This window comes from Acetobacteroides hydrogenigenes, from assembly GCF_004340205.1.
In the GTDB taxonomy this organism is placed as follows: domain Bacteria; phylum Bacteroidota; class Bacteroidia; order Bacteroidales; family ZOR0009; genus Acetobacteroides; species Acetobacteroides hydrogenigenes.
In genome coordinates this window covers 1-20,258 of sequence record NZ_SLWB01000019.1, presented here as the reverse complement: position 1 = coordinate 20,258, position 20,258 = coordinate 1, and the positions used below count along the sequence as shown (strand labels likewise).

20 protein-coding genes are annotated in these 20,258 nt (G+C 48.1%); all 20 read left to right on the top strand.

The window, feature by feature from the left end; all coding sequences use genetic code 11:
* Window positions 1–73: 73 nt before the first annotated feature.
* Entirely contained in the window at window positions 74–922 is an 849-nt protein-coding gene (locus CLV25_RS14710; protein ID WP_131840425.1) for a PhzF family phenazine biosynthesis protein, read from the top strand.
* A gap of 400 nt (window positions 923–1,322) precedes the next feature.
* Window positions 1,323–1,967: a CoA transferase subunit A gene (locus CLV25_RS14705; RefSeq protein WP_131840424.1), complete on the top strand. Its 645-nt coding sequence runs from the start codon at window positions 1,323–1,325 to the stop codon at window positions 1,965–1,967.
* Window positions 1,968–2,084: 117 nt separating this feature from the next.
* On the top strand, window positions 2,085–2,474 hold the full coding sequence (gene kal, locus CLV25_RS14700) for a 3-aminobutyryl-CoA ammonia lyase (RefSeq protein WP_131840423.1): 390 nt from the start codon (window positions 2,085–2,087) through the stop codon (window positions 2,472–2,474).
* Between the two features lie 6 nt (window positions 2,475–2,480).
* Window positions 2,481–3,302: a 3-keto-5-aminohexanoate cleavage enzyme gene (gene kce, locus CLV25_RS14695; protein ID WP_131840422.1), complete on the top strand. Its 822-nt coding sequence runs from the start codon at window positions 2,481–2,483 to the stop codon at window positions 3,300–3,302.
* Between the two features lie 209 nt (window positions 3,303–3,511).
* Entirely contained in the window at window positions 3,512–4,555 is a 1,044-nt protein-coding gene (gene kdd, locus CLV25_RS14690) for an L-erythro-3,5-diaminohexanoate dehydrogenase (protein ID WP_317129332.1), read from the top strand.
* A gap of 58 nt (window positions 4,556–4,613) precedes the next feature.
* Window positions 4,614–5,648, top strand: a complete 1,035-nt coding sequence (kdd, locus tag CLV25_RS14685; protein ID WP_131840420.1) for an L-erythro-3,5-diaminohexanoate dehydrogenase — start codon at window positions 4,614–4,616, stop codon at window positions 5,646–5,648.
* 4 nt (window positions 5,649–5,652) lie between these two features.
* Window positions 5,653–6,918 (top strand): lysine 2,3-aminomutase, encoded by a 1,266-nt coding sequence (kamA, locus tag CLV25_RS14680; protein WP_131840419.1) that lies wholly within the window; start codon window positions 5,653–5,655, stop codon window positions 6,916–6,918.
* Between the two features lie 15 nt (window positions 6,919–6,933).
* Window positions 6,934–7,941: a lysine 5,6-aminomutase reactivase subunit KamB gene (kamB, locus tag CLV25_RS14675; RefSeq protein WP_207895699.1), complete on the top strand. Its 1,008-nt coding sequence runs from the start codon at window positions 6,934–6,936 to the stop codon at window positions 7,939–7,941.
* A 1-nt stretch (window position 7,942) separates the two neighbouring features.
* Window positions 7,943–9,325 (top strand): lysine 5,6-aminomutase reactivase ATPase KamC, encoded by a 1,383-nt coding sequence (gene kamC / locus CLV25_RS14670; RefSeq protein WP_131840418.1) that lies wholly within the window; start codon window positions 7,943–7,945, stop codon window positions 9,323–9,325.
* Window positions 9,326–9,772: 447 nt separating this feature from the next.
* Window positions 9,773–11,329 (top strand): lysine 5,6-aminomutase subunit alpha, encoded by a 1,557-nt coding sequence (kamD, locus tag CLV25_RS14665; RefSeq protein ID WP_131840464.1) that lies wholly within the window; start codon window positions 9,773–9,775, stop codon window positions 11,327–11,329.
* Window position 11,330: 1 nt separating this feature from the next.
* Entirely contained in the window at window positions 11,331–12,119 is a 789-nt protein-coding gene (gene kamE, locus CLV25_RS14660; protein ID WP_131840417.1) for a lysine 5,6-aminomutase subunit beta, read from the top strand.
* A 169-nt stretch (window positions 12,120–12,288) separates the two neighbouring features.
* Window positions 12,289–12,948, top strand: a complete 660-nt coding sequence (locus CLV25_RS14655) for a 3-oxoacid CoA-transferase subunit B (RefSeq protein ID WP_131840416.1) — start codon at window positions 12,289–12,291, stop codon at window positions 12,946–12,948.
* 4 nt (window positions 12,949–12,952) lie between these two features.
* Window positions 12,953–14,161, top strand: a complete 1,209-nt coding sequence (locus CLV25_RS14650; RefSeq protein WP_131840415.1) for an acetyl-CoA C-acetyltransferase — start codon at window positions 12,953–12,955, stop codon at window positions 14,159–14,161.
* A 33-nt stretch (window positions 14,162–14,194) separates the two neighbouring features.
* Window positions 14,195–14,599 carry a MaoC family dehydratase gene (locus CLV25_RS14645; RefSeq protein ID WP_131840414.1) on the top strand — a complete coding sequence of 135 codons (405 nt, stop codon included), beginning with the start codon at window positions 14,195–14,197 and terminating at the stop codon, window positions 14,597–14,599.
* A 13-nt stretch (window positions 14,600–14,612) separates the two neighbouring features.
* Entirely contained in the window at window positions 14,613–15,359 is a 747-nt protein-coding gene (fabG, locus tag CLV25_RS14640) for a 3-oxoacyl-ACP reductase FabG (protein ID WP_243649645.1), read from the top strand.
* A gap of 194 nt (window positions 15,360–15,553) precedes the next feature.
* Window positions 15,554–16,693: an acyl-CoA dehydrogenase gene (locus CLV25_RS14635; protein WP_131840413.1), complete on the top strand. Its 1,140-nt coding sequence runs from the start codon at window positions 15,554–15,556 to the stop codon at window positions 16,691–16,693.
* 19 nt (window positions 16,694–16,712) lie between these two features.
* Window positions 16,713–17,495 (top strand): electron transfer flavoprotein subunit beta/FixA family protein, encoded by a 783-nt coding sequence (locus tag CLV25_RS14630; protein ID WP_131840412.1) that lies wholly within the window; start codon window positions 16,713–16,715, stop codon window positions 17,493–17,495.
* Window positions 17,496–17,505: 10 nt separating this feature from the next.
* Window positions 17,506–18,501, top strand: coding sequence for an electron transfer flavoprotein subunit alpha/FixB family protein (locus CLV25_RS14625; RefSeq protein ID WP_131840411.1), 996 nt, complete (start codon window positions 17,506–17,508; stop codon window positions 18,499–18,501).
* A gap of 158 nt (window positions 18,502–18,659) precedes the next feature.
* The gene (locus CLV25_RS14620; RefSeq protein WP_131840410.1) at window positions 18,660–19,373 is read left to right on the top strand and encodes a hypothetical protein; all 714 of its coding nucleotides are present in this window, start codon (window positions 18,660–18,662) and stop codon (window positions 19,371–19,373) included.
* A gap of 156 nt (window positions 19,374–19,529) precedes the next feature.
* Entirely contained in the window at window positions 19,530–20,105 is a 576-nt protein-coding gene (locus CLV25_RS14615; RefSeq protein ID WP_165877100.1) for a DUF4476 domain-containing protein, read from the top strand.
* The last annotated feature ends 153 nt before the right edge of the window (window positions 20,106–20,258 follow it).

The window sequence follows — 20,258 nt, the reverse complement described above, 5'->3', positions numbered from 1 at the left end:
AGTTGAAATCAATAAGTAATTTTTCACTTTTCATCCTTTCATTTTTTCATTTTGTGTCTAACACCTCTAGCCCATGCAAGTATACACTCTAAACGCATTCAGCAAATCGCACCAAGGAGGTAATCCTGCTGGTGTAGTTCTCGTTGCCGACCACCTTTCGGATAACGATATGCAGCAAATTGCAGCCAAAATCGGCCTATCTGAAACCGCATTTGTTTCACGATCGGACAAGGCTAATTTTAGAGTGCGCTTTTTTACACCTACACAAGAAGTAGACCTATGCGGCCATGCCACCATTGCCACATTTTACCTAATGCGCTACCTCAACATCATAAAAAAAGGCATCTACACTCAAGAAACTAACGCAGGAGTGCTTCAAATTGAGGTTGGCAAGCAAAATGTTACTATGGAGCAAGCCTCTCCTACCTTTTATGAAACCATAGACAAAGCAACCATAGCCCATTCTCTTAACATCCCCTACGATAGTATTGCAGATAACCTTCCCGTTCAAGTGGTATCAACCGGATTAAAAGACATCATAGTGCCGGTAAAAAACCTAAATGTTCTCAATTCTATTAAACCAGCATTCAGAGAAGTTGCATCAGTATCCAAACAACACAACGCGATTGGATATCATATTTATACATTAGAAACCATTAACGGAAATTTTGCCCACTGTCGGAATCTCGCACCTCTTTATGGCATAAAAGAGGAGGCAGCAACAGGATCATCATCAGGAGCACTAGCTTGCTATCTCAACCGATACGGCATTGTAAACATCCCCTCTAAAATTATTTTAGAACAAGGTTACACAATGAAAAAGCCCTCCGAAATTGCAGTTGAGCTATCCTATAAGCCCAATGGAGCAATCCAAGTAATGGTTGGAGGCAGCGCTAATAATATTAAACTTACAACCATCTAACTGCTCGTCAAAGCAACCACACCTCTCTCTTAAAACATTACTTGTTGCCAACTACTTACGTTCGCATGCTCAAAATGTAGCATACAGGCTTTGCTATACACCCTCTCCAACAACCAATATTAAAATATTATTTTAAAGCATCTTATCCAAATAGATCGCCCTTCTTTCAAACCTGTTAATGCATTACAATAATTAACAAACCCATTTTTGATTACAATTTAAAACCTCTCTGATCTATATAAATCATATTTAATACCATTTTGAGGTATATTTTGTAATATTTTCCCATTTTACTTTTATGTAGTTTCAAAATAAAAGCATATGTTTACAAAAACATTTACCATGCAAACGTTACATTACGCTGCATATTATATGTTGTTTGTTAACAAGTACTAAGCATATGGAGAAACTTATTACGATAGCCGAAGCTGCATCGAAAATTAAGAATGGAATGACGGTTATGGTTGGTGGATTTTTGTCAGCAGGAGGACCTAATCGAATTATAGACGCACTTTTAGAGTCGGGAGTAAAAGACCTTACGATAATATGCAACGATACCGCCTTCCCTGATAAAGGCTTGGGCAAGCTAATCGTAAACCATCAGGTAAAAAAGGTTATCACCTCGCACATTGGCACCAACCCATGCACTATAGACCAGATGAATGCAGGAGAACTTGTTATAGAGTTTTCGCCACAAGGTACACTAGCCGAGCGCGTACGTGCAGGGGGGGCTGGCTTAGGAGGATTTCTTACACCAACGGGGATAGGAACCGTTGTTGCAGAGGGCAAGCAGGTTATCCAAGTTGATGGGAAAGATTACCTTCTAGAGAAACCGCTACGAGCAGATGTTGCCCTACTTGGCGCTAGCATCAGCGATACAGAAGGTAACTTGGTATACAGGGGCACCTCACAAAACTTTAATCCACTAATGGCTATGGCTGCTGATATGGTAATTGCCGAAGCATGCGAGTTGGTTGAAACCGGATCAATAAAGCCCGAAGACGTAAGGACTCCTTCGATATTTGTTGATTACATCGCAAGATAGAGGGTATTAGAAAGGTTAGATGAAGACAAACAACGGTATTACATCTAACGTCTGATGAATAGAAATAACACAAACCAATCATGATACTAGTATCGTGATACTTGATACTTAATCAAAATGGGAAAGGCAGTAATAAGAGTTCGAATGAGCTCGCACGACGCCCACTACGGCGGAAACTTAGTAGACGGAGCTAAAATGCTCCAACTCTTTGGTGATGTAGCTACCGAATTGCTCATCCGCAACGATGGCGACGAAGGTCTATTCAAAGCTTACGACATGGTTGAATTTATAGCACCTGTTTATGCCGGTGACTATATTGAGGCTGTAGGCGAAATCACCCAAATGGGTAACACCTCGCGCAAGATGACCTTCGAAGCCCGCAAGGTTATCATTCCTCGTACCGACATTTCGGCTTCAGCGGCCGATGTTCTTGCTGAGCCAATCGTAGTATGCCGCGCTAGCGGAACCTGTGTTGTCCCTAAAGATTGCCAACGAAATGTAAAATAGTTGCCCATGGAAAAGCTAATCATTACCGCAGCAATTTCGGGTGCCGAGGTTACCAAAGAGATGAACCCAGCCGTACCCTACACCATCGAAGAGTTTGTACGCGAAGCAGGCTTAGCCTACGAAGCAGGCGCAAGCATCATTCACCTACACGTAAGGTACGACGAAGGCACCCCTACCCAGGACAAGGAACGCTTCCGTGTTGTAATGGAAGCAATCAAGGCTAAATACCCCGACGTTATTATTCAACCCTCTACAGGAGGTGCCGTTGGAATGACCGACGACGAACGCCTACAGCCTACCGAGTTAAGCCCAGAAATGGCTACGCTCGATTGCGGAACCCTCAACTTTGGTGGCGATGACGTTTTCATGAACACCGAGAACACCATCAAGTACTTTGGTGAGAAGATGATCGAAAGAGGCATTAAGCCAGAATTGGAAGTGTTCGACAAAAGCATGATCGACATGGCTCTTCGCCTTGGCAAAAAGGGATACATCAAATCGCCAATGCACTTCGATCTTGTAATGGGCGTTAACGGTGGTATATCTGGCGAACTACGCGACTTCGTATTCCTACGTGGAAGCCTACCTGCCGATGCAACCTATACCGTTGCCGGCGTTGGACGTTACGAGTTTTCTTTAGCAGCAGCAGCCATTATCGATGGTGGACACGTAAGGGTAGGACTCGAAGACAACGTTTACATATCAAAAGGTGTACTTGCAAAATCGAACGGAGAACTTGTCGAAAAGGTTGTTCGCCTAGCAAAAGAGTTTGGACGAGAGATTGCCACACCTGCTGAAACTCGCAAGATTTTAGGACTAACAAAGTAGACTTAAGCACGTGCATAGCCCTATAAAAAAGCCACACGCCTTACTATAAACGAACTACTGACCTTTTAAACCACATTTTTCGGACAAACTTTGGGCTATTGCAACGTGTAACCTTAAAACTAAAAATAGGCAACGAAGCCCCTTGTTGCCCAAGCGTAAGCTTAAAACAACGGGATGCTTCATAAAGCCCCTAAAAACTAAATTTTATTCTGATGAAAAAAGGTAATAAGTACGGCACACACCGCGTGATCGAACCCAAAGGGGTTCTACCACAACCAGCAAACAGAATCGACAACAATATGGATGAGATTTACGACAACGAAATCCTTATTAATGTCAAAACGCTGAATATCGACTCAGCCAGTTTTACTCAAATTGAGGAGCAAGCTGGTGGCGACGAAAAGAAGATTGCCGAGATCATGCTCGACATCGTTGCTAAGCAAGGTAAGCACCGCAATCCAGTAACAGGTTCGGGAGGTATGCTCCTAGGAGTTGTTGAAAAGATTGGTGATGCCCTTGTTGGCAAAACCGACCTTAAAGTTGGCGATAAGATTGCAACGCTCGTTTCGCTATCGCTAACCCCTCTTCGTATCGATAAGATTAAGGACATTCGTAAGGATATCGATCAGGTAGACATCGACGGAAAGGCTATTCTTTTCGAAAGCGGAATTTACGCAAAGATTCCAGAGGATATGCCAGAAAACCTAGCTCTATCGGCATTAGACGTAGCTGGAGCTCCTGCCCAAACAGCTAAGCTGGTAAAACCTGGCGATACAGTTCTTATCATCGGAGCTGGCGGAAAGTCGGGAATGCTTTGCTGCTACGAGGCAAAAAAGCGTGCAGGCGTTACCGGAAAGGTAATTGGTCTTTGCCACAGCGAAAAGAGCACCAAGCGACTTCAAGAGTTAGGCTTCTGCGACTATGTTTTCTCGGCTGATGCTACGCAACCCGTTCCAGTTCTCGAAAAGATCGAAGAGCTAACCAACGGCCAAATGTGCGACGTTACCATCAACAACGTAAACATTACCGACACCGAAATGACCAGCATTCTTTGCACTAAGGATACCGGTGTTGTTTACTTCTTCTCGATGGCAACCAGCTTCACGAAAGCAGCCCTTGGAGCAGAAGGCGTTGGTAGCGATGTTACTATGATTGTTGGAAACGGATACACCCGTGGCCACGCTGAAATAACCCTGCAGCTACTACGCGAAAGCGAAAAACTCCGCAAGGTATTCACCGAATTGTACGCATAGGAAAACAAGGAAACAAACTGCGACTATATATAACCAATTTGTAGAGGATTTGTACGGAATGAAGAAGGGATGCAAATACGGCACTCATCGGGTAATTGAGCCCAAGGGAACATTACCTCAACCAGCCTTAAAGGTTGACAACACGATGAGCATCTATGACAATGAGCTGCTGATTGATGTAACAACGCTTAACATCGACTCTGCAAGCTTTACACAAATAAAGAAGGCCTGCAAGGGCGATATTGAAAAGATGGAGGAGATGATATTCTCCATCGTTGAGGAGCGAGGTAAGATGCAGAACCCGGTAACGGGATCTGGCGGCATGCTCATTGGAAAGGTTAAAGAAATTGGCCCGAACTTTCCGGACAAATCCTTGAAAATTGGCGACAAGATAGCAACCCTTGTATCGCTATCGCTAACCCCACTTAAAATAAGCAGAATTAAGAACATCAACTTCGACAACGATCAGGTTGACGTGGAGGCCCAAGCCATACTTTTCGAAAGCGGAATTTACGCTGTACTTCCCGACGACATCCCCGAAAAGTTGGCACTTGCCGTGCTCGACGTAGCTGGTGCGCCTGCACAAACCGAGCGCCTTGTAAAAAAAGGCAACACCGTATGCATTATTGGCGGTGGCGGTAAATCGGGCGTTCTATGCAGCTACCAAGCCATGAAGAATGCAGGTCCTACCGGAAAGGTTATCGTTGTGGAATATTCAAAAGAGAATGCCCAACGCATTCAAGATTTAAATCTGGCTACACACGTAATCGTTGCCGACGCAACCAACGTGATGGAGGTCTACAACAAGGTTATGGAGATAACCAACGGCGAAGGCTGCGACGTTACCATCAATAACGTAAATGTCCCATCAACAGAAATGACATCCATTTTGGTTACCAAAGACGACGGGCTGGTATACTTCTTCTCGATGGCCACCTCCTTCTCTAAAGCCGCGCTTGGCGCCGAAGGTGTTGGAAAGGACATCAACCTTATCGTAGGAAATGGATATGCAAGGGGACATGCAGAGCTATCGCTCAACATCATCAGAGAATCTGAAACCGTAAAGGAACTGTTTAGTAAGCTATATGTTTAAGACCATGACAACAAGCAAAAGAATGGAGCTATTCCCTGAAGTTACCGACGAGCAGTGGAACGACTGGAAATGGCAGGTTCGGAACAGAATTGAAACCCTAGACGAACTAAAAAAATACGTTACCCTCACGGCTGAAGAGGAAGAGGGAATTAAGAAAGCACTCGAGAAGTTTAGAATGGCTATTACGCCCTACTACCTCTCGCTAATCGATTGGAACGACCCACACGACCCAATCCGTCGTCAGGCTGTACCAGGAATTGAAGAGACGCACATATCCAGCGCCGATCTTCTCGACCCTCTACACGAGGATGAGGATTCGCCAGTACCAGGGTTAACCCATCGTTACCCTGACCGCGTGCTATTCCTAATTACCGACATGTGCTCGATGTACTGCCGCCACTGTACCCGTCGCCGCTTTGCAGGTCAGAACGATAGCTCTACTCCAGAGCAAAACATCGACAGGGCAATTGAATATATAGCTAGAACACCTCAAGTTCGCGACGTAGTTCTATCGGGTGGCGACGCCCTTCTGATAAGCGACGAGAAGCTTGAATCTATCATTAAGAGACTACGCGCTATTCCTCACGTTGAGATTATCCGCATTGGAACACGTACCCCAGTGGTTCTTCCACAGCGCATAACCGACAATCTAGTGAATACGCTTAAGAAGTATCACCCAATTTGGGTGAACACCCACTTTAACCACTCCAACGAGGTTACTGAGGAGTCGAAAGAGGCTTGCCGCAAGCTGGCCGATAACGGATTCCCTGTAGGTAACCAGTCGGTGCTGCTCCGTGGCGTAAACGACTGCGTTCACGTGATGAAGAAGCTCGTACACGACCTTGTTCGCATGCGCGTTCGTCCCTACTACATCTACCAGTGCGACCTTTCGATGGGCTTGGAACACTTCCGTACCCCCGTATCAAAGGGCATTCAGATAATAGAAGGTCTTCGTGGTCACACTACCGGATTTGCCGTACCAACGTTTGTAGTTGATGCACCCGGCGGCGGCGGAAAGACTCCAGTTATGCCTCAGTACGTAATATCGCAGGCACCATCGAAGGTAGTTCTCCGCAACTTCGAAGGGGTGATTACCACCTACTCCGAGCCAACCGACTACGAGGATGTTTGCCACTGCGATGAGTGCAAGAAGACTACCCACGAACAGGTAGAAGGCGTTGCTTCGCTGCTACGAGGCGACAGACTTTCCATCGAACCGAGCTTCCTTGCCCGCAAGGAGCGCCATAAGCTAAGAGATCAGAACAAGTAATAAGCCTTGCCCTAAATGCCTTTTATTGAGGACATACTTAAGCACAAAAGCCTCTCCATCGTAGGATTGGAGAAGAATACGGGGAAAACCGAGTGCCTTAACTATGTCCTCAGTAGGTTAAAAGATTGCAACGTAAAGGTGGCGCTAACCTCCATCGGCATCGATGGGGAAACCCGCGACCAGGTATGCCAAACGCCCAAACCCGAAGTAACGGTTTACGAAGGGATGGTGTTTGTTACCACCGAAAAGCACTACAAGCAGAAGCAGCTGGTTTCGGAAATCCTTGATGTTAGCCAACGGGCAACATCGCTAGGACGGCTGGTAACGGCCAGAGCCGTAACATCTGGTAAGGTGCTAATTTCGGGATCTCCAGAAACTGCTGGACTAAAGCTGATGATCGGCAAGATGAATGAAATCGGCATTGACCTTACCATTGTTGATGGTGCGCTTTCGCGAATAAGCCTAGCCTCGCCCGCTGTTACCGACGCCATGATACTGGCAACAGGTGCAGCCGTATCGGCCAACATTCCTCAGCTGGTGCGCAAAACCAAGTTCTTGTTCGACCTGATCAACATAGAGGAGGTTGAAGCTGCGGTAAAGGAGCAATTCGTTGGAATCGAAAAAGGTATTTGGGCTATTGGTAATGATGGAGACATCCACGACTTAGGGGTTGCATCGGCGTACATGCTCGAAAAGGCCAGAGAGGATCTGTTCCGATTTGGCACCACAATAGTGGTTAACGGCGCCATCACCGATAAGCTGCTAGGCCACCTGAAAAGCCAGAAGAACGTTAAAGAGATAACCCTGATAGCGCGCGATTTTACGCGGATTTTTGCAACACCCGAGGTGTACAACGCCTTTATAAAGAAGGGTGGAACCCTTAATGTGCTTCAAAAGACGAAGCTAATCGCCGTTTGCGTTAACCCCACCTCGCCCGAGGGCTACGTGCTCGACTCGGAGGTGCTACGAAGGGAGATGCAGCAGGCGCTACAGGTTCCGGTATACGATGTAAGACAAATTTGAGATGCAGCTAAAGAGTGTCATAGAAGAAGTTGGAGGGCTACGCTTCATGGTAGACCGTCTCGACATTCAGTCGGGAGTTGGGCGTAGGCTGCTGCTTGCATCCGAGCTGATGACCTCCAAAGAAGCCATCGAGCGCGATCACTCAAACCAGCAACACCTGCGCGAGCTGCTTGACGACGACGCCTGCCTATCGGCAACCAACACGATACGGGTAAAGCTAGCCCAGATTAGGGACATTAAAGGCTCCCTAAAGAATCTGGAGCGCGGACAGGTGCTCGACGACATCGAGCTATTCGAGGTTAAGCACTTTGCCATCGTCGCCAACGAAATCCGCGAGATATCCAACAGCAAAGGCATCTCCCCTATCGACCTACCAAATATTGAAGGTGCAATTGCGCTGCTCGACCCCGATGGCAACCGCATCCCATCGTTCTACATCTACGACGCCTACTCTACCGAGTTGGCCAGCATCCGCAAGCAAATAAAGAGCCAACCTGCCGATAGCGACGTCAGCGGCTTCCTCGAAAAGGCCGAAGCCATTGAGGATACCATTCGCCAGCGGCTATCCAACGAGCTACGAGCAATGCTCGCTACCCTTAGGCAATCGCTGGAGCACATTGGCAAGCTCGACATCCTTATCGCAAAGGCCCATCAGGCAAAGGAGCTACAGCTGGTTCGTCCCGATATTTCGGACAGCGTCACCTCGTACCAAGGTATCTTCAATCCTCAGGTAAAGGAGATTTTAGCCCAGCAAGGCAAGCGTTTCCAACCTGTTGATATATCGCTCGACCGCAGCATCTGCCTGATAACCGGCGCCAACATGGCGGGCAAAACCGTGATGCTGAAAACCGTTGCCCTAAGCCAGTACCTTTGCCAGTTCGGCTTCTTTGTTCCGGCAGCAAAGGCTTCGGTGTGCCTGGTAAACCGCATCATGACCAGCATCGGCGACGAGCAGTCGGAACTTAAAGGGCTTTCGGCATTTGCCGCCGAGATCCTTAAGATCAGCCATATTGTGGCCGCTGCAAAAACTGATAAAAAGCTACTCGTCCTCATCGACGAGCTGGCCCGAACCACCAACCCCACCGAAGGGAAAGCCATCGTGAGCGCTACGGCCAACATGCTTAACGGCATGGGCATCCGCGGAATCATCACCACGCACTACAGCGGGGTTAAAACCGACTGCCACAGGCTTCGCGTAAGGGGATTCGTAGATAGCATTAACGAAACGGTTACCATAGATAACCTCAGCAGCTTCATCGACTACTCGCTGGTAGACGACGACAGCGGCCTCGTCCCGCAGGAGGCGCTGCGCATAGCATCCCTTTTGGGCGTCGACGACGAGCTGCTGGGATTGGCCCGAAAAATGATAGATGAAAGCAGCTAGACTGTCTCTGGCAGCCGTTAGAACGTGAAGAACGGCGATCCGAACGTGAAGATCAGCAAACTTGACGTGAAGGATGACGATCTGAACGTGAAGGTTGGCAAACCTGAAGCGAAGGACGGCGATCTGAACGTGAAGATTGGCAAACTTGAAGCGAAGGACGGCGATCTGAACGTGAAGGTTGGCAAACCTGAAGCGAAGGACGGCGATCTGAACGTGAAGGTTGGCAAACTTGAAGCGAAGGACGGCGATCTGAACGTGAAGGTTGGCAAACCTGAAGCGAAGGACGGCGATCTGAACGTGAAGATTGGCAAACTTGACGTGAAGGACGGCGATCTGAACGTGAAGGTTGGCAAACTTGAAGCGAAGAACGGCGATCTGAACGTGAAGATCGGCAAACTGCGAAGCAGAATGGAAAATTACAGCAGAAAAAGAATACAAAGCGACATGATACAGAATAGTAAACTAGGACTCGACTACAACACCGTTAGCTACGCGAAGGGTGTGGCAAAAAAAATTGCCGACGACGTGCAGCTTTTCGTGGAGAACTACACCACGGTTGCCGTTGAACGAACCCTTTGCCGACTACTGGGCATCGACAACGTCGACGAAAACGAGGTACCGCTACCCAACGTAGTGGTGGATGCGCTTAAGGAAAAGGGCGTGCTAAGCGAAGGCGTAATGTTCTTCATCGGAAATGCCATTGCTGAAACGGGGCTAACCCCTCAGCAGATTGCCGAGCAGCTTGCCACAGGTAAGCTCGACATTACTACGCTGCCCATCCACTCCAAAGCCGAGATCAACAAGGCGCTTGAACCCCATATCAACGCCGCTATCAACCGCATAAAGGCACGCCGCGCACGCCGCGAAAACTACCTTAACACCATTGGCGAGGGTAGTAAGCCCTACATCTACGTGATTGTTGCCACGGGTAACATCTACGAGGATGTGGTGCAGGCCGAAGCCGCCGCCCGTCAAGGTGCCGACATCATTGCGGTAATCCGTACCACAGGTCAAAGCTTGCTCGACTATGTTCCCTACGGTGCAACCACCGAGGGTTTTGGAGGAACATTCGCCACCCAGGAGAACTTCCGCATCATGCGTACAGCCCTCGATAAGGTTGGCGAAGAGGTTGGACGCTACATCCGCCTGTGCAACTACTGCTCCGGGCTATGCATGCCCGAGATTGCCGCCATGGGCGCCCTCGAAGGGCTCGATGTGATGCTGAACGATGCCCTCTACGGCATCCTTTTCCGCGACATCAACATGCAGCGCACGCTGGTCGACCAGTACTTCTCGAGGGTGATTAACGGTTTTGCCGGAGTGATCATCAACACCGGCGAGGACAACTACCTCACCACTGCCGATGCCTTCGACGAGGCGCACACCGTACTAGCATCCGACCTCGTTAACGAGCAGCTTGCCCTACTGGCTGGGCTACCCGAAGAGCAGATGGGCCTAGGACACGCCTTCGAAATGAACCCCGACCTCGAGAACGGATTCCTTTACGAGCTAGCCCAAGCACAGATGACCCGCGAGATATTCCCTAAGGCACCGCTTAAGTACATGCCACCTACCAAGTTCATGACAGGGAACGTGTTTAAGGGGCAGATTCAGGATGCGCTCTTCAACCAGATCTCCATATGGACAGGACAGGGCATTCAGCTGCTAGGCATGATTACCGAGGCCATCCACACCCCATTCATGTCGGACCGCTACCTGGCCATCGAAAACGCCAAGTACATCTTCAGCAACATGAAGAGCATTGGCGACGAGATGGAGTTTAAGCAGGATGGCATCATCCGCAAGCGTGCACAGCAGGTGCTAGCCGAGGCGGTTGAGCTGCTCGAAAAGCTGGATAAGGAAGGGCTGTTTATCGCGCTGGAGAAGGGAATCTTTGCCAACGTAAAGCGCCCAAAGAACGGAGGAAAGGGCTTGAGCGGGGTTGCCGAAAAGGGCGCCAACTACATCAACCCATTTATTGAACTAATGAAAAACAGGTGCTAAGATGAGCGGAGGATTATACTCGATGGAGGCTAGCGATTTCGACAAAACGCTTGACCTAAAAAACATAAAGCCCTACGGCGATACAATGAACGACGGTAAGATGCAGCTCAGCTTCACCCTACCCGTTCCGGCAGGCGACGAAGCCGTCGAGGCTGCCAAGCAGCTGATGAAGAAGATGGGATTGGAGAACCCTCAGGTGGTCTTCTTCAAGGAGCTAACCGAAGGCTTCACCTTCTTCAACTGCTACGCCAGCTGCACCCACACCGTAGACTACACCAACATATACGTGCCAAAGGTGGAATCAACCACCATGGACATGCACGAAACCGACCAGTTCATCAAGGAGCACATCGGGCGCAAGATCGTTATTGTTGGCGCTAGCACCGGCACCGATGCCCACACCGTAGGTATCGACGCCATCATGAACATGAAGGGCTACGCCGGTCACTACGGATTGGAGCGCTACGAAATGATTGAGGCGCTGAACATGGGTAGCCAGGTTCCCAACGACGAGTTTATAGCCAAGGCTATTGAGATGAAGGCCGATGTGCTACTGGTATCGCAAACCGTTACCCAAAAGGATGTGCACATCAAGAACCTCATCGAGCTGGTAGAGATGCTCGAGGCCGAAGGGCTTCGCGATAAGGTTATCCTCATCTGCGGTGGGCCACGCATCTCGCACGAGCTGGCCAAAGAGCTGGGCTACGATGCCGGCTTCGGCATGAACTCCTACGCCGATGATGTAGCCTCGTTTGCCGCACAAGAGTTAGACAGAAGATTAAACAAATAGGAGTTAGACGAAGTTATTTCAGAAGTTAGACGAAGTTATGGGAAATAGAAACAGTTATCCCCCTCCTCCCGGCAACGGGAGGATAAACAACTTCGAGGATACAGCTCCATCTAACGTCTAAAATCTAACGTCTAATGTCTGTATTCTAAAAAATAAAAACCTACCCTACATGGATAAAGACCAGATAAGAGAGGTAATTGCTCGTAGAGCGGCCCTCGAACTTAAAGATGGCGATGTGGTAAACCTAGGCATTGGGCTTCCAACGCTTGTACCTAACTACGTTCCGGCTGGAGTTAAAGTAATTCTACAATCGGAAAACGGATTACTCGGAATAGGTCCGGAGCCTGCTCCCGGCGAAGAAAATCCCGAATTGGTTAATGCAGGAGGAGGCTACATTACAGCAATACCTGGAGCATCGAGCTTCGATAGCGCCACCTCTTTTGCCATTATCCGTGGTGGGCATGTTGACGTTACCATCCTCGGCGCCCTTCAGGTAGACGAGAAAGGAAACCTTGCCAACTGGATGATCCCCGGAAAGAAAACCCCAGGAATGGGTGGAGCAATGGATCTGCTTATTGGTGCAAAAAAGGTAATCCTAACCATGGAGCACACCGCTAAGGGTGCGCATAAGATCATGAAGCAGTGCAACCTTCCGCTTACCGCAGCAGGACAGGTAAACCTCATCATCACCGAAATGGGCGTTATGGAGATTACCCCAGAAGGCATCGTACTAAAGGAGATCAATCCCGAGTTTACGGTTGAAGAGGTGCAAGCAGCCACCGAGGCAACCCTGATTATTCCAAAAGACATCAAACCAATACAGAGCTAACATTATGAGTAAAGTATTTATCGTTGCCGCTAAGCGTACCGCTGTCGGCAAGTTTATGGGAAGCCTCAGCAGCGTTTCGCCTGCCGATATGGCCGCCGAGGTGATTAAGAACATCATTAACGAAACCAAGATAAACCCCGCTAGTATCGACGAGGTAATCGTTGGTAATATTCTGATGGCTGGATACAAGCAAGGCATTGCCCGTCAGGCAGCCGTAAAGGCAGGCATCCCTGTTGAAGTACCTGCTTACGGCATCAACATGATCTGCGGTAGCGGAATGAAAGCCATCCTTGATGGTGCTACCCACATTAAAGCTGGCGAGGCTGAAGTTGTACTGGCAGGTGGTACCGAGTCGATGTCTAACGCCGGATACGTGCTACCAGGAACCCTCCGCAATGGAAACAAGATGGGCGACTTCAAGGCTATCGACCACATGGTGTGCGATGGTCTTACCGATGCATTCGAAGGCTATCACATGGGCATCACCGCTGAGAATGTTGCCGAAAAGTATAGCATCACCCGTAAGGAGCAAGACGAATTCTCGTACAACTCGCAGGTTAAGGCCGCAACCGCCATCGACGAAGGACGATTCAAAAATGAAATTGTACCTATCACCGTAAAGATTGGCAAGGAGATGGTTTCCTTCGACACCGATGAGTTCGTAAACCGCTCTACCAACCCCGATAAGCTGGCAAACCTAAAACCAGCCTTCAAGAAGGACGGAACCGTTACCGCAGGTAATGCTTCAGGCATTAACGATGGCGCTTCGTTTGTTCTTTTGGCATCGGAAGAGGCTGTTGCCAAGTACAACCTTACCCCTCTTGCCGAAGTTATTGCCACCGGACAGGGCGGAGTTGAGCCTTCAATCATGGGAATGGGACCTGTCCCTGCTATTGCAAAGGCGCTTAAGAAAGCCAATATGAAACTCGACGAAATGGAGATCCTTGAGCTAAACGAAGCCTTCGCGGCTCAATCGCTTGGCGTAATTCGTCAGCTATCTGAAGACCATGGAGTAACCGAAGAGTGGATTAAGCAACACACCAACGTAAACGGTGGAGCCATTGCGCTTGGTCACCCAATTGGTGCATCGGGCAATCGCATTACCGTTAGCCTTGTTCACGAAATGATGAAGAGCAACAAGCAGTACGGCTTGGCTTCGCTTTGCATCGGTGGAGGTATGGGAACGGCTATAATCCTTAAGAAGGTAGAGTAAGCAAACCGCATAATCCACAAAAGCAAGACACTCATGATTAAGCCAGGAGATGTTTACACGCATAGCGTCGAATTTAAGCAAGAGGATGTTAACAAGTTTGCCGAGATAACCGGCGACTGCAACCCTATCCATATCGATGCAGCCTATGCGGCCAATACCATTTTTAAGCGACCAATTGTGCACGGTTTTCTCTCAGGGGCGGTTTTCTCCAAAGTTTTCGGAACCCTTTTCCCCGGCGAAGGAACCATCTACCTGTCGCAGGAGATGAAGTTTCTTGCGCCAATTTTTGTGGATGAGCCCTACGAAGCCCGCTTCGAAGTACTGGAGGTGAACACTGAAAAGCATGTCGGCATTATAAGCTGCACCCTGCAGAATAGTCAGGGTACGGCCTGTATCGTCGGCAATGCCAAACTAAAGCATGATAAGCAATTCGTTTAACCTAATTCAGAGAATGATGAAACGACTTGAGAATAAAGTAGCCATCATCACCGGTGGCGCAGCAGGTATCGGTGCAGCAACGGCAACTCGTTTTGCTGCCGAGGGCGCAACCACCATTATTTGGGACTTGGACGAAACAAGAGGCAATGCCCTAGCCGAGCAGCTTTGCAGCGAAGGCAAGAAGGCTTCCTTTGCCAAGGTTAACACCGCAAAGTACGAAGAGGTAGAGGCTGCGACCAAAGCGGTAATCGAGAAATTCGGTAAGATTGACATCCTTATCAACAACGCTGGAATTACCCGCGACAGCACGCTTAAGAAGATGACCCCCGAGCAATGGCAGCAGGTGATCGACGTTAATCTTACTGGTGTTTTCTACTGCACAAAGATTGTTTCAGAATATATGGTAGAAAAAAATTACGGACGTATTGTTAACGCATCGTCGGTAGTTGCACTATACGGAAACTTTGGACAAACCAACTACGTAGCAACCAAGGCTGGTCTTATTGGTATGACCAAAACCTGGGCACGCGAGCTCGGCAAAAAGGGCATCACCGTAAACGCTATTGCTCCCGGCTTTATCGCCACCGAAATGGTTTCCAAAATGCCCGAAAACGTTATCGATGCAATGAAGAGTAAGGTGCCAGTTGCCCGACTAGGACAACCAGAGGAAATTGCTGCGGCATACCTATTCCTTGCTTCGGATGAAGCAGCTTACATCAACGGAGCTACACTTAGCGTAGATGGAGGTATGACTATATAACAATTCGTAATGATTTGTTATATTTTCAACTTTAATTTAATACACAGCACTGTTATTTTAATAACAATTTACTACCTTTGAGATCGAAATAAAGAGATCTTAAAAAGTATGTAACATAAATCCAAATCCAGTATTCACAGTATTGGATTTGGATTTTTTTATAGCAACGGATTTGATTTAAACGAAATAACAGCATGGATTTTAGCTTAACAAAAACGGAGACCCTATTTCTTCAGATGATTAGGGAATTTGCCGAAAAAGAGGTGAAGCCGCTTGCCGCCGAAGTCGATGAGCAAGAGTTTTTCCCTATCGAAACGGTAAAGAAAATGGCCAAGTTGGGGTTGATGGGAATACCTGTTCCAGTTGAATACGGAGGAGCAGGTGGAACTAACCAGCTTTACAGCATGGCGGTAGAGGAGCTTTCGGCAGCTTGTGCAACTACAGGTGTAATTGTATCGGCGCACACATCGCTTTGCGCTGCGCCAATTATGGAGAACGGAACAGAAGAACAAAAGCGCAAATACCTTCCAAAGCTTGCATCTGGAGAATGGATTGGTGCTTTTGGTCTTACCGAACCCAATGCCGGAACCGATGCCTCGTCGCAGCAAACAACAGCTGTTGAAGATGGCGATAGCTACATCCTAAACGGAAGCAAGATATTTATCACCAACGCCGAATATGGTCATGTGTACATCATTTTTGCCATGACCGATAAGTCGAAGGGTGTAAAAGGCATTTCTGCCTTTATTGTAGAAAAAGATTTCCCAGGATTCTCGGTTGGAAAGAAGGAAAAGAAGATGGGTATCCGTGGATCGGCAACCTGCGAGCTGATTATGGAGAACTGCATTGTTCCAAAGGCAAACATGCTGGGCAAACTTCATGGAGGGTTCGGCATCGCCATGAAGACCCTCGACGGTGGTCGTATTGGTATTGCAGCTCAGGCTCTAGGCATCGCTCAAGGAGCCATCAACGAAACAGTAAAGTACTCGAAGGAGCGTAAGCAGTTTGGCAAGTCTATCGCCGCATTCCAAAACACCCAGTTCCAAATGGCCGATCTTGAAACCAAGACTCAGGCTGCTCGCCTTTTGGTACGTCAGGCTGCCTATAAAAAGGATGCTGGCCTCCCCTACACTGTTGATGCTGCCATGGCTAAGCTTTTTGCTGCCGAAACGGCAATGGAGGTTACCAATAAGGCAGTTCAGTTCCATGGTGGATACGGCTACACCCGCGAATATCCAGTAGAGCGCATGATGCGCGACGCCAAGATCACCGAGATCTACGAAGGCACCTCTGAGGTACAGCGCATGGTAATTGCTGCTTCACTATTTAAGTAGAATTCAAAAACGAATGACGATGAAAATTGTAGTTTGCATTAAGCAAGTACCCAATACTACCGAAATCAAGATAAACCCAACCACGGGAACGCTTATCCGCGATGGAGTTGCCAGCATTATGAACCCTGACGATAAGAGCGGGCTAGAAATGGCGCTGGAGTTAAAGGAGAAGCATGGCGCACACGTAACTGTAATCACCATGGGACCACCTCAGGCCGATGCCGTGCTGCGTGAGGCATTTGCCATGGGCGCTGACCGTGCCATCCTACTTACTGACCGCAAGTTTGCAGGTGCCGATACCTTGGCTACCTCGCATGCGCTTGCAGGTGCGCTTCGTAAGCTTGAGTTCGACCTACTTATCACCGGACGCCAGGCTATCGATGGCGATACCGCACAGGTTGGTCCACAGATTGCCGAGCACCTAGACCTGCCACAGGTTACCTACCTCGAGCAGATCGAATTCGACGGAGACAAAACCTTTACCGTACGTAGAGCGACTGAAGAAGGCTTCCAAATTCTAGAAGTTGAAAGTCCATGCGTTGTTACCGTACTATCATCGGCCAACCAGCCCCGCTACATGAGCGTAAGAGGTGTGGTAGAGGCCTACAACCGCGAAGTGGAAACTTGGGGTGCCGACAACATCGACGTTGAAGAGGGTGTGCTTGGACTAAAAGGCTCTCCTACCCGCGTTCACAAGGCGTTCACCCGTGGCGTTAAGGCTCCTGGCGAGCAGTACGAGGTGGATGCAGAAGAGGCTGTTGGCATCATCATCAGAAAATTAAAAGAAAAGTTTATCCTTTAAAACGCTAGCAATGGACAAAGCACAATATAAGGGCGTTTACGTCTTCATAGAACAAAGAGAGGGTAAGGTACAGCACGTATCGCTAGAGCTGCTTGGCAAAGCCCGCGATCTTGCCGATGCACTTAACGAAAAGGTTTACGCCATCTTCCCAGGCAGCGGCATAGCCGAGAAGGCAAAAGACTTGATTGCCTATGGAGCTGACGTGGTGCTCTGCATGGATGCTCCCGAGTTGGCCGAGTACACCACCGAGCCATACGCTCAGGCCATCTGCCAAATCGTTAACGAGAGCAAGCCCGACATCGTACTGATTGGCGCCACCACCATTGGCCGCGACCTTGGGCCTCGCCTATCGGCTCGGCTATCAACAGGTCTTACCGCCGACTGTACCCGTTTGGAAATCTCGGAGGAGAAGGAACTACTGATGACCCGACCTGCCTTTGGCGGCAACCTTATGGCTACCATTGTTTGCAAGGAACACCGCCCTCAAATGAGCACAGTACGTCCCGGCGTAATGAAGGCGATGGATGCGGATGCTACCCGTCAAGGCAAGGTAGAGATTGTTACAGCAAACTTCGACAAGACAAAGTTTAGGGTAAAACTGGTGAAGACGGTGAAGGAAGCAAAGAACATGGTGGACATCTCCGAAGCAAAAATTCTGATATCGGGAGGTCGCGGCATTGCAAATCCTGAAGGACTTGAGATGCTAAAGGAGCTTGCCAGCACCATGCATGCGCAGGTATCGGCCTCGCGTGCGGTGGTTGATGCCGGGTTCGTTGGTCACGAACGTCAGGTTGGACAAACGGGAAAGACCGTTCGCCCCGATCTATACTTCGCCTTCGGCATTTCGGGTGCCATCCAGCACCTAGCCGGTATGGAGGAGTCGGACTTCATCGTTGCGGTGAACAAAGACAAGAGCGCGCCCATCTTCCAGGTGGCCGACCTCGGTATCGTTGGCGATGCCCGTAAGATTATTCCGCTGCTTAACGAGCGGTTGAAGAAGAGGTAGAGCTCACAAACTGCTATATTATAATTTCAATCCCCACCATGTGGCATTTGCTGCTGGTGGGGATTTTTTCGACTAAACGATCAAATAACAGCACTAAATTTATCACCATCAAAAAAAACAAACTACCTTTAGCTAAATTTTTTCAAACAACTTATTTTATGAACTTAAAAAAAATTCTACTTGCATCTGCATGCATTCTTGCTGTAAATGCAGCATTCTCGCAACAATTTCTTGAAGGTTTTCAACTTGTTTCGAAAGGGAAACCTGCCTACGTAACGCTTATGACCGGCGAAAAACTTGAAGGCCATATTAAGGATGTTGATTGGAGAAAGGGGCTTTATGAAAGCATCGTTTTTGTAGACAACAACGGCAAAGAGAGCAACCTTATGGCCAAAGATATCCAAACACTTTACGCCCAACCTGCCGGGATGGAAAAACTGGCAAAGCGAATGGAATTTGGCTCTAACGTACATAAAGCAACCAGCAAAGATTACAACTTCGACCTTCTTGGACAGGGGATGATGATTCTTGAGCAAACTGACGTGCTTATTAAGAACAAGAAGCAGTTCAACCTTTTAATGCAGCTGCTAAACCCTGATTTTTGCAGCGAAATTAAGGTATATAGGGATCCTATTGTTGAAGAAACCACAAAATGGGGTGTAGCTGGCATAACATTAGCCGGTGGTGACATCAAGACCTACTACGTAAAGAAAGGAACTGCTCCTGCCTACAGGGTAGAAAAGAGCGACTACAAGAAGGAATTCGCCAAGCTTTTTGGCGATAACGCTGAAATGACGAGAAAGTACGGCGAAAAGCCAAGCTGGTACGACTTTGCTAAGCATATCGACGAATATACCAAGGCTAAACAATAATTAAAAAGTAAGGCCATCCAAATTTGAATGGCCTTACTTTTTAATTATTATGTAAGCCAACAGGATGAAACCTATAAGCATTTAACAGATTATCCTTTACTATTGTGTAAAATCTTCGCTATATTCACAAGCATAAGAAACCAAATTCTTACCGCTATGAAAAAAATCCTGATTCTAACCTCAATGATTTGCATTGCATCACTAGCAAACGCCCAGTCGATTCAAACCAACCTCGATCGTATCCAAGATGAACTCGACAAGATTATGCAAGAGGCCAACTCGCTTCCTGCCTACAAGCGTAGCGCAATATCCGCTAGCATTCTCAACATTAAAAGAATGCTAGGATCGAACTATACCGTGCCATACGACAACAACTACTACCCTCAGGAAAGGGTGATGAACGATAGAGAGTTCGACAACTTTATTCTCTCCATCAAGCAAACCAGCTCGTTTGATGCTCGTTTTATGCAAATAAGCAAGGCAACCCGCAATACGAGTTTCTACATGGATCAGATTCATGACATTCTAAAGCAATTCAATTTTAGCAGCGAGCGGAATAAGATTCGGGACATTCTACTCCCCAAAGCAATCGACCATGAAAACATTCGCCTTCTGTACGATCTCTACCGATTCCCTAGCGAACAGAAGCGACTAAACGAACTACTCGAAAAGAATCCACGAAGAGAATCCATGCAAATAGAGCCCGAGAGAATATCAAAAAAGACGGAATAGCCGGGAGTATTCACGGAACTGTGTCTACCATATTTTCTCGGAAGCAGGAATTACACCTGCCTTTTAGGTTAGGCCTCTTATCGGAGCAAGGGTGGCGAGGGAACGGAGCCACTTGTATACCCTTGCTCCGATAAGAGGCCTAGCCTTCCTTTG